The following is a 16,036-nucleotide window of genomic DNA, read 5'->3' as shown; positions in this document are numbered from 1 at the left end:
ACACACCATGCACCGCCAGCTCGTCGAACGCGAACTCACCGCCGAAGGGCCCCGCCGCACCCGGGCCAAGCCCGGCGCGCGGCGCCCGGTGCGCAGCGTCACCGTCAACCTCGCCGAGAGCCCGCTGGTGTGGCTCCACGCGCGCGGACACCTCACCGACCGGCTGCTCGATGCGGGCGAGGCGCTGCGCAGGGACTACGAACGCAGCGCACTTCCGGCGAGCATCACCATGCGCTGGGACCCGGTGCGGGTGAAGACCACGGGCGAGCGCGGCCTCGCGGCGAGCGAGCGGCAGGTCGCGGCCCGCCAGCGCTTCGACGGGGCGATTCGCGCGGCGGGACGCGGGCTCGAGGACATATTGTGGCGCGTGGTCTGCGCCGGGGAAGCGCTGCCGGAGGCGGAGAAGACCCTCGGTTGGCCCGCGCGCTCGGGCAAGCTGGTGCTGCGCATCGCGCTCGAGCGGGTCGCGGAGTTCTACCGCATTAGGTGAGCCTTTCGCGCACCATCTCGCGCAAGCGCGGCAGGATCTCGGCCTCGAACCAGGGATGCTTGGCCATGAACAGCCGCGAGCGCCAGGCGGGGTGGGGGAGGGCAATGAAGGGCAGGTCCTCGCCGAAGCGGCTGACCCGCTCGGCGAGAGTGAGCTTCTTGAGGTGCGGGAGGTAGCGGCCTTGCGCGTGGATGCCGACGAGGAGGGCGAGGCGGTCCTCGGGCAGGACCCCGAGCACCGCGTCGTGCCATTGGGGCGCGCATTCCCTGCGCGGCGGCAGGTCGCCGCCGCTCGCCTTGCCCGGATAGCAGAAGCCCATCGGCATCTGCGCGACCTTGGCCTCGTCGTAGAAGGTCGGTTTGTCGAGCCCGAGCCAGCCGCGCAGCCGGTCGCCGCTGTCGTCGTCCCACGGGATGCCGCTCAGGTGGACCTTGCTCCCCGGCGCCTGCCCGATGATGAGGATGCGGCTCGTCGCCGAGAACCGCGCGACCGGGCGCGGCCCGAGCGGGAGGCTCGCGGCGCACAGGGTGCAGGCGGCGATCCGCTGCCTCAGTGCCTCGACGTGATCCCCCGATGCGGGGCCGCTCACCCCTCGACCATTTCGGCGAGCATCAGCCAGCGCTCCTCCGCCGCGTCCTTCTCCGCGCGCGCATTGGCGATCCCTGCGCTGATCGTGGCGAAGCGCCGGGGGTCCTTCGTGTAGAGGTCCGGGTCGGCCAGCAGCGCCTCGCCTTTCGCGATCGCCGCTTCCAGCTCCTCGATCCGCTTTGGCAGGATCTCGTAATCCCGCTGGTCCTTGTAGGAGAGCTTCGGCGCCGCCGGGGCTCGTGTTGGAGGCGGCGCAATGGTGGTCGTTGACCCCCCCGAAGTGCCCCTGACACCCCTCTGAGACCCCCCTTTGACCCCTCCTTGGGGCGTTTTGCGCCGCGCTTCCCAATCGGCGTATCCGCCGGCGACAATGTCCACCTTGCCCGACCCGTCGAGGCCGAGGGTGATGGTGACGGTGCGGTCGAGAAAGTCGCGGTCGTGGCTGACGATCAGCACGGTGCCTTCGAAGTCGGCGATGACTTCCTGAAGAAGATCAAGCGTTTCGAGGTCGAGATCATTGGTCGGCTCGTCGAGCACGAGGAGATTGGCGGTGCGCGCGAACTCGCGGGCGAGCAGGAGGCGGGAGCGCTCGCCGCCCGAGAGGATGCCGACCTTGGTGTCGACGAGGCCGGGGTCGAATAGGAAATCCTTGAGATAGGCCTGGACGTGCTTCCTCACCCCCCGCACGTCGATCCAGTCGCCCCCTTGCGCGAGGATCTGGCGGACGGTCGCCTGCGGCTCGAGGATCTTGCGCTGCTGGTCGATCATCACCCCCGAGAGGGTGCGGGCGTGGGTCACCGATCCGGTATCGCTCTCGAGTTCTTTCGTGAGCAATTTCAACAGGGTGGTCTTGCCCGCCCCGTTCGCGCCGACGATCCCGATGCGGTCGCCGTTCTGAATGCGCAGGGAGAACGGCTTGATGATCGCCCGATCGCCGTAAGTCTTTGAAATATTGTCGGCAACGATCACCGATTTGGACTTGAAGTCATCGTCCGAGGCAAGCTTGAGCTTGGCCGTCCCCGCGCCGGAAATCATCGCCGCCCGGACCGCGCGCATCTGATGGAGTTTTTCGAGCCGCCCCTGGTTGCGCTTGCGCCTTGCGGTGACCCCGCGCTCGAGCCAGTGCGCCTCGATTTTCAGTTTCGCATCAAGGCGTTCCGCGGCGCGGGCCTCCTCGGCATAGACCTGTTCCTCCCACGCCTCGTAGCCGCCGAAGCCGATCTCCTTGCGCCTGAGGGTGCCCCGGTCGAGCCACAGGGTCGCCCGGGTCAGGCGGGTAAGGAAGGTGCGGTCGTGGGAAATGGTGATGAACGCCCCCCGGTAACGCGACAGCCAATCCTCCAGCCAGTCGATCGCGCCCAAGTCGAGGTGGTTGGTCGGCTCGTCGAGTAGGATGAGATCGGGCTCCTGCGCCAGCGCCCGGGCGATCGCCGCACGCCGCCGCTCGCCCCCGCTCGCGGTCGCGGCGGGGCGGCTCATGTCGATGCCGAGCTGTCCGGCGATGGCTTCCACCTCGTGCACGGCGGGGGCATCCGCGCCGCCGGTCGCGAACTCCATGAGCGTCGAAAAAGGCGTGAAATCAGGCTCCTGCTCGAGGAACACGATCTTCGTTCCCGGCTTCACCCGGCGCTGTCCGCGGTCCGCCTCGATGCGCCCGGCGATGAGCCGCAGGAGCGTCGTCTTGCCCGCCCCGTTGCGGCCGATCAGCGCCAGCCGGTCGCCGGGGAGCACGTGGAGGTCGATCGGCGCGGCTCCGCTGGTCGGGGTCGGCCCGCCGAACAGCCAGCGGCCGCCCTGCTGCAGGGCGAGGCCTTCGAAGGAGAAGATGGGGGGCTGGGCCATGGCAGGCGCACCTAGGGGCTGGGGGGCGGGGCGGCAAGAGCGCGCGGTTCAGTCCCGCGAAAGCCGCGGCGCGCCATCAGGGGAGGAATGGAGGACAACATGATGAAGACTTTGGCCTTTGCTCTCCCCGCTGGCGCGCTCGCGCTGCCCGTCGCTGCCGCAGCCGCGCCGCAGGTCACGCTCCAGCCGACCGGGCCGGTGGTCGAACTCTCGGTCTACGAGAGCGTCGACGTCGCCCCCGACACCGTCACCATCGGGGCAGGCGTAACCACCTCCGCCGCCACCGCCAGCGAGGCGCTGCGCCTCAACGCGGCGGCGATGCAGTCGGTGATCGCGCGGATCAAGGCGCTGGGGATCGCACCCAAGGACATCCAGACCACCGGCATCAACCTCAACCCGCAATATGACTACGACCAGGCGAGCCAGCGCCAGGTGTTCCGCGGCTATCAGGCATCCAATCGGGTGAGCGTGATCCTCCGCAAGATCGAGGACACCGGCAAGGTGCTCGACGCGCTGGTCGCGGCCGGGGCGACCGACCTCAGCGGGCCGTCCTTCAGCATCGCCGACGATACCGTCGCGACCGGGCAGGCGCGCGCCCGCGCCGTCGCCCGCGCCGATGCGCAGGCCAGGGCCTATGCGGCGATGCTCGGGTACCAGGGCGCAAGGGTGCTGGCGATCAGCGAGGGGCTCGCCGCCGGGCCGCGTCCTTACGAGATGGCGAAGGGCCGCAACTTCGAGGCACAGGCTGCCGCCGCTCCGGTCGAGCCCGGGATGGTCGCGGCGGGCGTCAGCGTCACGGTCACCTACGAACTCACCGGAACCGCCGGCAACCCCGCCGGTTGACGCCATTCACGGCTTGTTCAATGGAACCGCGCTAGGCACCAAGGCACCATGAAACCGCTCGCGTCCCTCCTGCTGATCCCGCTCGCCGCCATGACCCTGGCGGGCCTGCCTGCCGCGGCGCAGGAACAGGCGCGCGGCGAGCAGGGCGAGGCGCGGCGCGAGGCCCAGGCGGGCAACATCATGCGCTCGGGCGAGATCGAGGCGCGCATCCTGCCCTCGATGCGCGACGCCGAGTATCTCGGTTTCGCCTATGATTCGACCGCCAAGGCCTATCGCCTCAAGTTCATCAAGGACGGCCGCGTCACCTATGTCGATGTCGACGCCCGCACCGGCCGGATCATCGGCCGTTCGCGCTGACGCCGCCGCGATGGGCGCTCGCTCGGGGACAGTGCAAGGCCGGGCGGCGGCGTCTCGCTTGACGCCCCTGTCGCAAAAGGCCACGACCCGGCGCATCGAAAAGCAGGGAATTGGTGGACCATGCGCATTCTGATCGTCGAAGACGAACCGACCCTCGGCGCGCAGCTCAAGGCGACGCTGGAGGGGCAGGGCTATGCGGTCGACCTCTCGACCGATGGCGAGGACGGGCATTTCATGGGCTCGACCGAGGCCTATGACGCGGTAGTGCTCGACCTGGGCCTTCCCGAGATCGATGGCCTCACCGTGCTCGGCATGTGGCGGCGCGAGGGCCGCACCTTCCCGGTGCTGGTGCTGACTGCGCGCGACAGCTGGTCGGACAAGGTGGCGGGCCTCGACGCGGGCGCGGACGACTACCTCGCCAAGCCCTTCCAGACCGAGGAACTGATCGCCCGCCTGCGCGCGCTGATCCGCCGCGCCTCGGGCAACACCTCCTCCGAACTCACCGCCGGCGACGTGCGGCTGGATACCCGCTCGGGCCGCGTGACGCTCGACGGCGAGCCGGTCAAGCTCACCGCGCAGGAATACAAGCTGCTGAGCTACCTCATGCACCACAAGGGCAAGGTGGTGAGCCGCACCGAACTGATCGAGCACATCTACGATCAGGATTTCGACCGCGATTCCAACACCATCGAAGTCTTCGTCACGCGCATTCGCAAGAAGCTCGGCGCAGACGTGATCACGACCATCCGTGGCCTCGGTTACAGCCTCGACGACCCCGCCGAGCCCCCGCGCGCCTGAGGCGGAACCTGCGGCGGCGGCGGGCGGCGATGCGTCGGCGACCTTGCCTGCTGGCGAGGGTGACGCCGCGCCCGGTGACCAAGCGTTGGCGACAGACGTCAATGCCCGCACCAGCCTCGCGCGGAGAATGGGGCTCATCGCAGCAGGATGGATATTCGTTCTGCTGCTTGGCGGCGGGCTTGCGCTCGAGCGCACGCTGACCACTCAGGTCGAGGCTAATTTCGACAACCAGCTTGACTACATTCTGACTGCGATGATTTCGTCCGCCGAGATCGACGCCTTCGGGGAGGTGCAGTTCTACCGCACCCTCGGCGACCAGCGCTTCCTCGAGCCGGGGAGCGGGCTCTACTGGCAGATCAGCGGCGGCAATTTCGAGCCCTGGCCCTCGCGCAGCCTGTGGGACCGGACGCTCAAGCTGCGCGGGGCGAGCAGCAAGACCGGGCACTTCGACAGCGAGGTGCACTTCTACAACTCCGACCAGTTCCCCGGCGAGCCGCTGCGCATTGCCGAGCGCACCGTGATCCTCCCCGGCAGCGAGACCCGCTGGACCTTCGCGGTCGCCAGCGCGACCGAGCAGATGGACACGCAGATCGGCCGGGTGCGGCTGATCCTGATCTGGAGTTTTCTCGTTCTCGGCCTCGGCCTCCTCGTCATGGCGCTGCTCCAGATCCGCTATGGGCTCTCGCCCTTGAGGCGGGTGCGCGCGGCGATCCAGAAGCTGCGCACCACGGGCGCGAACCGCATCACCGATCCGCTCCCGCTAGAGGTGCAGCCGCTGGTCGAGGAGCTGAATGCGCTGCTCGAGCACTCGGAACGCCAAGCCGAGGAGGCGCGGCGGCACGCGGGCAACCTTGCCCATGCGCTGAAGACGCCGCTCACCGTGCTGACCAACGCCGCGACCGCGCGCGCGCCGGACCTCGGCGACGCCGTGATGCGCGAGACCCGCACGATGCAACGCCACGTCGACCACCACCTCGCCCGCGCCCGCGCGGTGGGACGCCGCGCGGTCGGCCATGCGCGCACCAACGTCATGGCAAGCGCCGAGGCCGTGCGCCGCGCGGTCGAGCGGCTCTACCCCGAAGGTCGCCTCGACATCGCCGGCAATCGCGCCGCGACCGTCGCCTGCGAGCGGCAGGATCTCGACGAATTGCTCGGCAATCTCATCGAGAACGCGGCGAAGTACGGAGGGGGCTCGGTCTTTGTCACCGTCGATCCCGACGAGGCCGCGGGACCGCAGGACCCGAAGATGTGCCTCATCTGGGTCGAGGACGACGGCACCGGCATCCCCGAGGCCGAGCGCACCCGCATCTTCGACCGCGGCGTCAGGCTCGACACCGACAAGCCGGGCACCGGGCTCGGCCTCGCGATCGTCCGCGATGTCGCGGAGATCTACGGCGGAAGCGTGACGCTCGGCACAAGCGAGGACCTCGGCGGGCTGCTCGTCGAACTGCGGCTGCCGCGCGCGGACTGAGCGTCCGCGAAGGGTTTCGGAGCGAGCGCCGTTGATGGCTGAGGAGCTTTCGAACGACCACCCGATGAACGCCGCCAGCACGCCTCTCGCGCTCCCTTCGGAAACCGCCGATGGCGGGGCGGACGCTGCGTGGGCCGCGCGCCTTGCCGCGCGCGATCCTGAAGCCCTGCGCGAGGTGATCGCCGCCCACGCGGCCCGTCTCCACCGCATCGCTTGGCGGATGACCGGCGACACGGCGGAGGCCGAGGACATCGTGCAGGAGGCGCTGCTGCGTCTGTGGGACCAGGCTCCGCGGATCGCCGAGCGCCATCCGCCGGGGAGCCGCGTGGCGGCAGGGCTGAGGCTCGGCGGCTGGCTGCAACGGGTCGCGACCAACCTCGCAATCGACCGCCTGCGCCGCGCTCGGCGCCTTGCCGAGGGCGAGGTGCCCGAGCGCGCGGACGAGGCACCGCTTGCCGACGCGACAGTCGCGGCGCGGCAGGAGGGCGCGCTCGCCCGCGCGCTGATCGCCGCGCTCCCGGAGCGGCAGCGTGCGGCGATCGTGCTGACCTACTACGAGGAGCTGCCCAATGCCGAGGCGGCGGCGGCGTTGGACATGAACATCAAGGCCTTCGAGAGCCTGCTGCACCGCGCCCGCGCGGCCCTGCGGCAGGTGCTCGCGGCGCGGGAAGGTGGCGAATGACTATCAAGACCCTCGACCAGGACGGCGGCCCGATCCGGCCGGACACCCCGCTCGCCCGCGCGCTCGAGGGCGGCGCGCCTCCGGGCCTTTCCGCCGGTTTCGCCGACCGCGTGGTCGCTGCAGCCGAGATCCGCGCTGCGCCGCTTCCCGAGCTCCGTCGCCGTCCCGGGCGCTGGCCCGGCTGGCGCACCGGGCGGCGGCTCGCCTTCGGCCTCGCCGGAGTGGTGGCGCTGGGCAGTGCGGCGGCGGCGACCGGCCTGTTCCAGCAGCTCGCACTGCCCTTGCCTGCCGCCGAAACGGTCTGGGCCAGTCTCGGTGCTTCCGCGAAGGCCGCCCCCGCAGGGGGGGCGGATGTCGCGGTCCCCGCACCCGCCCCAACCCCCGCCGCCGCGCCCGGGCCGGTCGGGATCGCCGGACCGATCGACACGCCCGAAGAGCTCGGCGAAGCCTTCCGCCGGGTCGACACCATGCGCGACAAGCGACGCGAGCTGCGCCGCGCCTGGATCGAACAGCGCATCGCCGACGAACTCGCCCGGCGCCGTGCTGCCGGCCTGCCCGAGCCGACACCCGAGCAGCTCGCCGCCGTGCGCGCCCGCATCGAGGCGGCGCAGGCGCGGCGCGAGCAGGCGGTCGACGCGCAGGTCAAACAGCGCCGCGAGGAGCTGCAGCGACGTCTCGAGGCCGGCGAGGCGCTGACTCGCCGCGACCTGCTCCGCCCCGCAATCGAGCTGCCCCCGGGCAGCGAGGCCTTCGAGGCGCTGCGGCGGATGCCGCCGCGCGAACGCCGCGAGGCCTTGCGCGCCATGCCGCCCGAGCAGCGCGCCGCGATCCTCGCGGAGTACCGTGCCCGCCGAGAGGCGCGGCTGGCTCCGCCGCCCGCGCCGACACCCGCGGTCGAACCTGCTCCCGAGGGCACGCCCGAACAGTAGCCTCGCAATCGTTTCACCGCGCGTTCACCTGCGGCGAGCGATTGTTTTCGCGCCATCAGGGGAGCAGCGGTCATGCGTTCAGCGCGATACGGTTTCGTGATTGCAGCGCTCGCGCTGGCGGGTTGTGCCAGCGACGATCCGCTTGCCGGTCAGCGCACCGTGTTCAGCAATCCGGTCACCGGCACGGTCATCGACCCGACCGGCGTCGGCCCGCAATGCGAAGTCTACCCGCGCGGAGACACGACCTGCGTCGGCGTCCCCCTGACGCGCTCGGGGCGCGGGACGACCATCGGCGAGCATCACGGCTTGCAACTGACCGATGCGCAGCGACGCGTCGGCCGCCAACAGGCCGAGCTTCTGCGCGAACGGATCGAGGCGCTGCGCAACCCTCCGGCGCCGGCTCCCTTGCCCACGGCGCCGCCCATCGCCGAGCCCGCCGCAGAACCCTCCGGCGAGCGCTGAGCCGCCTCAGCCGGCCTGCGCGCGCTCGTGGTGGCGGATTACCTCGTCGATGATGAAGCGCAGGAACTTCTCGGAGAACTCGGGGTCGAGATCGGCCTCTTCCGACAGCTTGCGGAGCCGTGCGATCTGGCGCGCCTCGCGGTCGGGATCGGCGGGGGGAAGCGTCGCCTTGGCCTTGTACTCGCCCACCGCCTGAGTGATCCGGAACCGTTCGGCGAGGATGTGGATCAGCGCCGCATCGATATTGTCGATGCTCTTGCGGAAGGCGGCCAATACGGGATCGGGCACCGGATCGGGCGCGGCGGAGGCTTGCGGTTCATGCGGCATGGAGCGCAAAACTAGCAGCAATTCTGCGCTTGCCAAGCACGCGCGGGCCGCCCTAATGCCGCCCTGAGATGAGTGCCGATATCGTCCCTCTGCCGCGCAAGGCACCGACACTCGACCCGATGCTGTCGCTGACCGCGGCGGGCATGAATTCCGTGAACGCCGTGATCCTCGCGCGGATGCAGAGCGAGATCCCCCTGATCCCGCGCCTCGCCGGGCACCTCATCTCGGGCGGGGGCAAGCGGCTGCGGCCGATGCTGACTCTCGCAGGCGCGGAGCTGGTCGGCTACAAGGGCACCCGCCACCACAAGCTCGCCGCCGCGGTCGAGTTCATCCACACTGCCACCCTGCTGCACGATGACGTGGTCGACGGCAGCGAGCTCCGGCGCGGGAAGGCGGCGGCCAACATCATCTTCGGCAATCCCGCGACCGTGCTCGTCGGCGACTTCCTGTTCAGCCGCGCCTTCGAGCTGATGACCGAGGACGGCAGCTTGCGCGTCCTCTCGATCCTCAGCCGGGCGAGTGCGATCATCGCGGAGGGCGAGGTCTCGCAGCTTTCCGCCCAGCGCCAGATCGCGACGAGCGAGGAGCAGTACCTCCACATCATCGGCGCCAAGACCGCCGCGCTCTTCGCTGCCGCCAGCCAGATCAGCGCGGTCGTCGCCGAATGCAACGAGGAGCAGGAGCGCGCGCTCGAGGCCTATGGCCGCAACCTCGGGGTCGCCTTCCAGCTGGTCGACGACGCGATCGACTACGCATCCGATGCGGCCGAGATGGGCAAGGACCAGGGCGACGACTTCCGCGAGGGCAAAATGACCCTGCCGGTGATCCTCGCCTATGCGCGCGGCACCGAGGAGGAGCGGCGCTTCTGGAAGGACGCGATCCTCGGCCACCGCACCTCGGACGATGACCTTGCCCACGCGATCCACCTGATCGGCAAGCACAACGCGGTCGAGGACACCCGCGAGCGGGCGCGCCACTTCGCGCACCGGGCGATCGACGCGATCTCGATCTTCCCCGACGGCAAGGCCCGCGCGGCGATGGCGGAAGCGGCGCAATTCGCGGTCGCACGGGGGCATTGAGCACGCTCGCGGGTGGAGCGATGCGCTCCGACCTCCCGATCCACGCCGTTCTTCCCGAAATCCGTGCCGCGCTGGCGGGCGAGGGCGCGGGCGTGCTGATCGCGCCGCCGGGGGCGGGCAAGACCACCGCTGTCGCCCCCGACCTCCTCGGCGAGGCGTGGTGCACCGGCCAGATCATCCTCACCTCGCCCCGCCGCGTCGCCGCTCGCGCCGCCGCCGAGCGCATCGCCGAGCTGCTCGGCGAGGCTCCCGGCGAGACGGTCGGCTACATGACCCGGCTCGACAGCAAGGTCTCCGCCAGGACCCGCATCCTCGTGGTCACCGAAGCGATCCTCGTGAACCGGCTGGTCGAGGACCCGGAGCTCCCCGGCGTTTCGGCGCTGCTCTTCGACGAGGCGCACGAACGCGCGCTCGACAGCGATCTCGGCCTCGCGCTTGCGCTCGAGACCCGCGCCGTGCTGCGCGAGGACCTGCGGTTGCTGGTCATGTCGGCGACCATCGACGGGGCGCGCTTCGCCCGGCTGCTGGGGGATGGCGCACCTGTCATCGAGAGCGAAGGGCGCAGTTTTCCCCTGACAATCAAGTGGCTTGGCGGCGATGGTTCGCAAGGCATCGAGGATCGCATGGCCGCCGCGGTGATGACTGCCTGGCGCGAGGAGGCCGGCGACGTCCTGGCTTTCCTCCCCGGCGTGCGCGAGATCGAGCGGGTACGCGAGCGGCTCGAACCCCGGCTCTCGGGTGTCCCGATCCACGCGCTCCACGGCCAGGTCCAGCCCGCTGCGCAGCGCGCCGCGATCCGCCGCGATCCCGAGCGACGCCGCCGTATCGTGCTGGCGACCGCGATCGCCGAGACCTCGCTGACCCTCGACGGGGTGAGCGTGGTGGTTGATTCCGGCCTCGCGCGGCTCGCCGAGTTTGACCGCGCCGCGGGGACGACGCACCTCGTCACCCGGCGCGCCTCGCAGGCCTCGGCGGCGCAGCGCGCGGGCCGTGCGGCGCGGCAGGGGCCGGGGGTTGCCTACCGACTGTGGGAGGAGGCGGGGCACGCCGGCCGTCCGGAGTTTGCGCCGCCCGAGATCCTCAACGCCGACCTCGCGCCGCTGCTGCTGCGGCTGGCGAAGTGGGGCACGGCCGATCCGGCGAGCCTGCCGTGGCTCGACCCGCCGCCGGAGGCCTCGGTCGCGGCCGCCGGAACCGCGCTCAAGGCACTGGGAGCGCTCGACGAAGCGGGGCGGGTTACGCCGCTGGGTGAGGCGATCGCCGCCCTGCCGATGGCGCCCGACCAGGCCGCGGCGGTGCTCCACGGCGCGTGTGCGGGCGTCGGGGAGGACGCGGCGCGCCTCGTCATGCTGCTCCAGGAACGCGGCCTCGGCGGGCGCGGCGAGGACCTCGTCCAGCGTCTTGCCCGGTGGCGCGGCGACCGCGCGGCGCGGAGTGTCTCGGCGGGGCGCATTGCGCAGGGTTGGGCACGCCAGGCGGAGAGGCTCTGCACCGTCGTCGGCAGCGCCCCCGCGACCGACCCTGCCGAGGCTCTCGCGCTCGCCCGCCCCGACTTCGTCGCCCGCCGCCGCGATGCCTCGGGCCAGCACTGGCTGAGCGCGGGCGGGAGGGGCTACATCCTCGATCCCGCCTCGCCGCTCGCGCGGGCGGAATGGATCGTCATCGCCGATGCGCAGGGCCAGGCGAAGGGCGCCCGCATCACTGCCGGGGCCGAGCTGGCCCCCGAGCGCATCCCCCAGCTGTTTGCCGAGGAACTGCAGGAGCGCGTCACAACTCGCTGGAATGGCGAGAAGGATCGGGTCGAGGCCCGGCGCGAACGGCGCCTCGGTGCGATCGTGCTGGCGAGCATCCCCGAGCCTTCCCCGGATCCGTCGCTGCTTGTGGATATCCTCGTGGAAAAGGCGCTGGAGAAGCTGGGGGAACTGCTTCCGGAGGGCTTCCTCGCCCGCGCCCGCTTCGCCGGCATAGCGGCACTTGCGCCCGAGGCACTGCGCGAGCGGGCCGGGGAGTGGCTCGCCCCGCTGCTCGCCGGGCGGCGCGACCTCGACCTGCCGTCGCACCGCTATGCCGAGGCCGCACTGGGCCTGCTCGACTGGCACGCCCGCCAGGCACTCGACCGCGCCGCCCCGACGCACTTCACCTCGCCCGCCGACACCCGTCACCTCATCGACTATGCCGGCGACGACGCCCCCAGCGTCGAGGTCCGCGTGCAGGCGCTGTTCGGGCTCGACGCCCAGCCGATGATCGGGGCGACGCCGCTGCTGCTCAAGCTCACCAGCCCCGGCGGGCGCCCGGTCCAGTCGACGCGCGACCTCCCCGGCTTCTGGCGCGGCAGCTGGGCCGACGTGGTGCGCGACATGAAGGGCCGCTATCCCAAGCACCGCTGGCCCGACCGCCCGTGGCTCGAAAAGCCGAGCCTCAAGACCAAAAACGCCTTCAACCGCGGCGATTCGTGATCTAAGGCGCGCGCCATGAGCGCGAGAATTTACCAGAAGCCCAAGCACACCATGCAGTCCGGCAAGGCGCATACCGACGAGTGGGTGCTCGAATTCGAGCAGTCGCAGGCGCGCTTCGCCGACCCGCTGATGGGCTGGACCGGGACGGGCGACACCCAGTCGCAGGTGCGCCTGACCTTCCCCGACAAGGACGCGGCCCGCGCCTATGCCGAGAGATACGGCATCCCCGCGCGCGTCATTCCGACCCCGCCCAAGCGGCTCAAGCTCCAGGCCTACGCCGACAACTTCCGCTGAGTTGACGAACCGCCCGGGTGAGGCCATATGCCCGCCCGGGAGTCGGGTGGACGTTTGCGTCTGCTCACCGGGTCAGGGCCGGAAGGCAGCAGCCCAGGTGGATTGCGACGGGTCGCCCGGCTCCTTCCAGCGCGCCAGAACTCATGCCTCGCTTGTTCCTGCGCTGGTCCGCATCCGCTCGCGCGCCGCGTTGCGCGATCCGGTGGCGGGAACCACCCCCGCGAAGCGCCCGAGGCCGAAGGGCGGCATATTGGCATAGACGCTCTCGTGCGCGCCGCCCGCGACGGCATAGGTCTCGTGATAGATCCCCACCGTCCCGTCCTTGCCGATGTTGCGGTTGAACGCGGTCCATGCCGGCCAGTGCTGCGCGTCGCGGTTGCGGGCGTAATCCTCGAGCGCGTCGAAATCGCGCCAATATTGCAGCAGCAGGACCTGGCGGAAGGAGCAGAAGGCGAATTCGCTGCCGATGAAGCCGCTCTCCGGATTGGCGGCGAGCTCTGCCAGCATCGGCCCCATCGCGCGGAACACCGGGAGCCATTTGCCGAGCTTGTGGAAGTGGTTGATGCGCATCCCGATCACGAAGACCACCAGCGGGCCGGAGTGGTTGTCGGTCATGCGGCCCGGAATGATGCTCATCGGCGCTCTCCTCTGCTCCCGCTATTTAGATTGCAAATTGAAACCTATCTGTCAAGCGCCCTGCCGGTGAAGATCGCCTCCAAGCCTTCGACATTGGCGGGGAGCGCGCCTAAGATGCCCCGGTGATGAGCGATTCCGATCCCGAACTGCCCGAAGAAGAGACCGGCCCGACCGCTGCGGAACTCGAGGCGGCGGGTCAATCGGCGCTGTTCGGCGATCCCGCTCCGCGCGCAGCCGCGCAACCGCCAGCGGCCACGCCCGACGCTGCGCCAGCAGCGCCCGCTCAGCCCCCTCGGGCTGCCGCTGGCGCCGCGCAGCCCTATCGCGTGCTCGCGCGCAAGTATCGGCCGCAGACCTTCTCCGAGCTGATCGGGCAGGAGGCGATGGTTCGCACCCTCGCCAACGCCATCGCCCGCGACCGGCTCGCCCATGCCTTCCTGATGACCGGGGTGAGGGGGGTCGGCAAGACCTCGACCGCGCGGCTGATCGCCAAGGCGCTGAACTGCGTCGGCACCGACGGCCAAGGCGGCCCGACGATCGACCCCTGCGGGGTGTGCGAGCCCTGCACCGCGATCGCGGAAGGGCGCCACATCGACGTGATCGAGATGGACGCGGCCTCGAACACCGGGGTCGACGACGTGCGCGAGATCATCGAGCAGGTTCGCTACGCCGCGGTCTCGGCGCGCTACAAGATCTACATCATCGACGAAGTCCACATGCTGTCGCGCAATGCGTTCAACGCCTTGCTCAAGACACTTGAGGAACCGCCGCCACACGTAAAATTCCTGTTCGCCACCACCGAGGTCGACCGGCTGCCGGTCACGGTGCTGAGCCGCACCCAGCGCTTCGACTTGCGGCGCATCCCCGCGCCGCTCCTCGCCGAGCACTTCGCCAAGGTCTGCGCGCTCGAAGGAGTCGAGGCCGAGCCCGAGGCGCTCTCGATCATCGCCAACGCCGCCGAAGGATCGGTGCGCGACGGGCTCTCGATCCTCGACCAGGCAATCGCCCATGCCGACTTGGGCGGCGAGGGCAAGGTCGCTGCGACCCGCGTGCGCGACATGCTCGGGCTCGCCGACAAGAGCGCGCAGCGGCGCCTGCTCGGCCACCTCCTCGAGGGCGACGCCAAGGCGATGCTCGCCGCGGTCGAGGAGCAATATGCCCTCGGCGTCGAGCCGGTCGCGCTGATCCGCGCGCTGATGGACCTCACCCACCGCGTCACCCTCGCGCAGGTCGCCGGCGGCGAGCCCGATGCGCCGACCGAGGACGAACGCGCAGCGCTCGCCGGTTTCGCCGCGCGGCTGGGGGCAGGCGAGCTGCACCGGTTGTGGCAGCTCCTGCTCAAGGGCCATGACGAGGTGCGCACCGGCCCCGATCCGCTGGTCTCGCTCCAGATGGCGCTGCTGCGCATCCTTCACGCCGCGCAGATGCCCGATCCGGGCAGACTAGCGAAGCGCATCGAGGAACTCGCCGCGAACGGCCTCGCCGCCGCGCCCGAGGGTGAGGGCGCTCCCTCCGCACCGGCACCTGTCGCCGCCGCGCCATCCCAGAGCTGGGCCGCGCTGGTCGACGAGGTCGACGCCGCGGGCCAACTGCGCGTCGCCCAGATCATGCGCGACCGGGTGCGGGTGATCGAGCTTGCGCCCGAGCGGCTCGTCTATCAGCCCGCCGACAGCTTCCCCGACGATCCCGCGCCCGATATCCGCGAGGCGCTGTTCAAGGTCACCGGCAAGCGCTGGCAGATCGAGCGGGGCACCGGCCCCGCGCAGCCGAGCCTGCGCGAGGCCGCCGAGGCTGCTGCTGCCGCCGAGGATGCGCGCATCCGCTCCGACCCGCTGGTCAAGGCCGCCTTTGAAGCCTTTCCCGATGCCGAGCTGATCGCGGCGGAACCGCTGCGCGCCGCAGCCGGTAGTCCCCCCTGGAATTGATGGAGACCCCCTCATGAAGTCGATGGAAGAAATGATGGCCGCCGCCCAGAAGGCCGCCGAGACCATCAGCAAGCAGATGAACGAGATGCAGGTGAAGCTCGATGCGATCGAGGTCGAGGGCAGCGCCGGCGGCGGCCTCGTCAAGGTCCGCGCCAGCGCCAAGGGCCGCATCCTCGGCGTGAGCATCGACGACAGCCTGATGGTGCCCGACGACAAGCAGATCCTCGAAGACCTCGTCGCCGCCGCCTTCAACGACGCCCGCGACCGCGCCGACCGCGTCTCGGAGCAGCAGATGCGCGAGATGCAGGGCTCGATGGGCCTGCCGCCGGGGTTCAACCTGCCCGGGCTGGGATAAGCCTCGCCTGCAAGCGCCCCGCTTGCCTTGCGAGCGGCGGCTCTCGATCGGGACTCCGCCGGGGTTCAACCTGCCGGGGCTGGAGTGACCACAGCCTATCTCTAGCGTCGCCCCGGACTTGATCCGGGGTCCCGCTGTTGAGGCGCGGCGAGTGGCCGAAAGGGGGCGGATTGACCACAATACCGTCATCCCAGCGAAAGCTGGGATCCAGGGCCTCATGGTGCAAGACTTGCCGCCCTGGGCCCCAGCTTTCGCTGGGGTGACGATTGGTCCTGATGTGGGACTGGAACTTGAAAGGCAGTGAATCCATAGCGGGCAGGGCGAAGCCGCAATGCCGCTTTCGGGATCGCGCATCGGCCCCGCTTATGTCTGGCGATGGGTGGTTTCCGGACGCTCCCTCATGCCCACCCCGCTGCGACTAAGCGCACCTACGGCGCGCTAAGTCTCGCTCCCCTCCCGCCTGCGGGAGGGGCTGGGGGTGGGCCCGTGCGATGTCCGCAAC

General features: G+C 70.5%; 17 protein-coding genes and 1 other RNA gene. 14 read left to right on the top strand and 4 right to left on the bottom strand.

What is annotated here, in order from left to right; translation table 11 throughout:
• The first annotated feature begins 7 nt into the window (after positions 1 to 7).
• Positions 8 to 490 (top strand): DUF6456 domain-containing protein, encoded by a 483-nt coding sequence (locus tag ACLBKU_RS17030; RefSeq protein ID WP_410180765.1) that lies wholly within the window; start codon positions 8 to 10, stop codon positions 488 to 490.
• Here the strand turns inward: ACLBKU_RS17030 and ACLBKU_RS17025 are convergent.
• Positions 483 to 1,079, bottom strand: a complete 597-nt coding sequence (locus ACLBKU_RS17025; protein ID WP_410180764.1) for a uracil-DNA glycosylase family protein — start codon at positions 1,077 to 1,079, stop codon at positions 483 to 485. The genes ACLBKU_RS17030 and ACLBKU_RS17025 overlap by 8 nt on opposite strands.
• The gene (locus ACLBKU_RS17020; protein WP_410180763.1) at positions 1,076 to 2,920 is read right to left on the bottom strand and encodes an ABC-F family ATP-binding cassette domain-containing protein; all 1,845 of its coding nucleotides are present in this window, start codon (positions 2,918 to 2,920) and stop codon (positions 1,076 to 1,078) included. The genes ACLBKU_RS17025 and ACLBKU_RS17020 overlap by 4 nt, the downstream gene beginning before the upstream one ends.
• A 99-nt stretch (positions 2,921 to 3,019) precedes the next feature.
• Between ACLBKU_RS17020 and ACLBKU_RS17015 the strand changes: the two genes are divergently transcribed.
• From ACLBKU_RS17015 to ACLBKU_RS16985, 7 genes are all read left to right on the top strand, one after another.
• Complete coding sequence (locus tag ACLBKU_RS17015; protein WP_410180762.1) at positions 3,020 to 3,763, top strand: SIMPL domain-containing protein; 744 nt, start codon at positions 3,020 to 3,022, stop codon at positions 3,761 to 3,763.
• Positions 3,764 to 3,811: 48 nt separating this feature from the next.
• Positions 3,812 to 4,120 carry a PepSY domain-containing protein gene (locus tag ACLBKU_RS17010; protein ID WP_410180761.1) on the top strand — a complete coding sequence of 103 codons (309 nt, stop codon included), beginning with the start codon at positions 3,812 to 3,814 and terminating at the stop codon, positions 4,118 to 4,120.
• Positions 4,121 to 4,240: 120 nt separating this feature from the next.
• Complete coding sequence (locus tag ACLBKU_RS17005; protein ID WP_410180760.1) at positions 4,241 to 4,918, top strand: response regulator; 678 nt, start codon at positions 4,241 to 4,243, stop codon at positions 4,916 to 4,918.
• A 127-nt stretch (positions 4,919 to 5,045) separates the two neighbouring features.
• Positions 5,046 to 6,389, top strand: a complete 1,344-nt coding sequence (locus tag ACLBKU_RS17000; RefSeq protein WP_410180759.1) for a sensor histidine kinase — start codon at positions 5,046 to 5,048, stop codon at positions 6,387 to 6,389.
• Between the two features lie 34 nt (positions 6,390 to 6,423).
• Positions 6,424 to 7,071: a sigma-70 family RNA polymerase sigma factor gene (locus tag ACLBKU_RS16995; RefSeq protein ID WP_410180758.1), complete on the top strand. Its 648-nt coding sequence runs from the start codon at positions 6,424 to 6,426 to the stop codon at positions 7,069 to 7,071.
• Complete coding sequence (locus tag ACLBKU_RS16990) at positions 7,068 to 8,000, top strand: hypothetical protein (protein ID WP_410180757.1); 933 nt, start codon at positions 7,068 to 7,070, stop codon at positions 7,998 to 8,000. Before ACLBKU_RS16995 ends, ACLBKU_RS16990 begins: the two co-directional genes overlap by 4 nt.
• 72 nt (positions 8,001 to 8,072) lie before the next feature.
• Positions 8,073 to 8,462 (top strand): hypothetical protein, encoded by a 390-nt coding sequence (locus tag ACLBKU_RS16985; RefSeq protein WP_410180756.1) that lies wholly within the window; start codon positions 8,073 to 8,075, stop codon positions 8,460 to 8,462.
• Between the two features lie 6 nt (positions 8,463 to 8,468).
• On the opposite strand, the gene ACLBKU_RS16980 is transcribed toward ACLBKU_RS16985, so the two are convergent.
• Positions 8,469 to 8,789, bottom strand: coding sequence for a chorismate mutase (locus ACLBKU_RS16980; protein WP_410180755.1), 321 nt, complete (start codon positions 8,787 to 8,789; stop codon positions 8,469 to 8,471).
• A 68-nt stretch (positions 8,790 to 8,857) separates the two neighbouring features.
• On the opposite strand from ACLBKU_RS16980, the gene ACLBKU_RS16975 reads away from it, so the two are divergent.
• The 4 genes from ACLBKU_RS16975 (at position 8,858) to ffs (ending at position 12,748) form a co-directional block, all read left to right on the top strand.
• Positions 8,858 to 9,868 (top strand): polyprenyl synthetase family protein, encoded by a 1,011-nt coding sequence (locus ACLBKU_RS16975; protein WP_410180754.1) that lies wholly within the window; start codon positions 8,858 to 8,860, stop codon positions 9,866 to 9,868.
• Positions 9,869 to 9,888: 20 nt separating this feature from the next.
• Positions 9,889 to 12,324, top strand: coding sequence for an ATP-dependent helicase HrpB (gene hrpB, locus ACLBKU_RS16970; RefSeq protein ID WP_410180823.1), 2,436 nt, complete (start codon positions 9,889 to 9,891; stop codon positions 12,322 to 12,324).
• A 15-nt stretch (positions 12,325 to 12,339) separates the two neighbouring features.
• Entirely contained in the window at positions 12,340 to 12,618 is a 279-nt protein-coding gene (locus tag ACLBKU_RS16965; RefSeq protein ID WP_410180753.1) for an ETC complex I subunit, read from the top strand.
• Positions 12,619 to 12,653: 35 nt separating this feature from the next.
• Positions 12,654 to 12,748: signal recognition particle sRNA small type (ffs, locus tag ACLBKU_RS16960), an RNA gene on the top strand.
• Between the two features lie 11 nt (positions 12,749 to 12,759).
• Here the strand turns inward: ffs and ACLBKU_RS16955 are convergent.
• Positions 12,760 to 13,254 carry a DUF4188 domain-containing protein gene (locus ACLBKU_RS16955; protein ID WP_410180752.1) on the bottom strand — a complete coding sequence of 165 codons (495 nt, stop codon included), beginning with the start codon at positions 13,252 to 13,254 and terminating at the stop codon, positions 12,760 to 12,762.
• Positions 13,255 to 13,379: 125 nt separating this feature from the next.
• Between ACLBKU_RS16955 and ACLBKU_RS16950 the strand changes: the two genes are divergently transcribed.
• Positions 13,380 to 15,179 (top strand): DNA polymerase III subunit gamma/tau, encoded by a 1,800-nt coding sequence (locus ACLBKU_RS16950; protein ID WP_410180751.1) that lies wholly within the window; start codon positions 13,380 to 13,382, stop codon positions 15,177 to 15,179.
• A 13-nt stretch (positions 15,180 to 15,192) separates the two neighbouring features.
• Positions 15,193 to 15,534 carry a YbaB/EbfC family nucleoid-associated protein gene (locus ACLBKU_RS16945; RefSeq protein ID WP_410180750.1) on the top strand — a complete coding sequence of 114 codons (342 nt, stop codon included), beginning with the start codon at positions 15,193 to 15,195 and terminating at the stop codon, positions 15,532 to 15,534.
• The last annotated feature ends 502 nt before the right edge of the window (positions 15,535 to 16,036 follow it).

Origin of the sequence: Erythrobacter sp. NE805 (genome assembly GCF_046452355.1) — a bacterium.
Taxonomy (GTDB): domain Bacteria; phylum Pseudomonadota; class Alphaproteobacteria; order Sphingomonadales; family Sphingomonadaceae; genus Erythrobacter.
The sequence above is the reverse complement of the archived record's forward strand: the minus strand, read 5'-3'. Positions and strand labels throughout refer to the sequence as shown.

Coding starts and splice junctions, on each gene's coding strand:
- ACLBKU_RS17030 (WP_410180765.1), top strand. CDS start 8: ATGCACCGCCAGCTCGTCGAACGCGAACTCACCGCCGAAGGGCCCCGC.
- ACLBKU_RS17020 (WP_410180763.1), bottom strand. CDS start 2,920: ATGGCCCAGCCCCCCATCTTCTCCTTCGAAGGCCTCGCCCTGCAGCAG.
- ACLBKU_RS17015 (WP_410180762.1), top strand. CDS start 3,020: ATGATGAAGACTTTGGCCTTTGCTCTCCCCGCTGGCGCGCTCGCGCTG.
- ACLBKU_RS17010 (WP_410180761.1), top strand. CDS start 3,812: ATGAAACCGCTCGCGTCCCTCCTGCTGATCCCGCTCGCCGCCATGACC.
- ACLBKU_RS17005 (WP_410180760.1), top strand. CDS start 4,241: ATGCGCATTCTGATCGTCGAAGACGAACCGACCCTCGGCGCGCAGCTC.
- ACLBKU_RS17000 (WP_410180759.1), top strand. CDS start 5,046: ATGGGGCTCATCGCAGCAGGATGGATATTCGTTCTGCTGCTTGGCGGC.
- ACLBKU_RS16995 (WP_410180758.1), top strand. CDS start 6,424: ATGGCTGAGGAGCTTTCGAACGACCACCCGATGAACGCCGCCAGCACG.
- ACLBKU_RS16990 (WP_410180757.1), top strand. CDS start 7,068: ATGACTATCAAGACCCTCGACCAGGACGGCGGCCCGATCCGGCCGGAC.
- ACLBKU_RS16985 (WP_410180756.1), top strand. CDS start 8,073: ATGCGTTCAGCGCGATACGGTTTCGTGATTGCAGCGCTCGCGCTGGCG.
- ACLBKU_RS16980 (WP_410180755.1), bottom strand. CDS start 8,789: ATGCCGCATGAACCGCAAGCCTCCGCCGCGCCCGATCCGGTGCCCGAT.
- ACLBKU_RS16975 (WP_410180754.1), top strand. CDS start 8,858: ATGAGTGCCGATATCGTCCCTCTGCCGCGCAAGGCACCGACACTCGAC.
- hrpB (WP_410180823.1), top strand. CDS start 9,889: ATGCGCTCCGACCTCCCGATCCACGCCGTTCTTCCCGAAATCCGTGCC.
- ACLBKU_RS16965 (WP_410180753.1), top strand. CDS start 12,340: ATGAGCGCGAGAATTTACCAGAAGCCCAAGCACACCATGCAGTCCGGC.
- ACLBKU_RS16955 (WP_410180752.1), bottom strand. CDS start 13,254: ATGAGCATCATTCCGGGCCGCATGACCGACAACCACTCCGGCCCGCTG.
- ACLBKU_RS16950 (WP_410180751.1), top strand. CDS start 13,380: ATGAGCGATTCCGATCCCGAACTGCCCGAAGAAGAGACCGGCCCGACC.
- ACLBKU_RS16945 (WP_410180750.1), top strand. CDS start 15,193: ATGAAGTCGATGGAAGAAATGATGGCCGCCGCCCAGAAGGCCGCCGAG.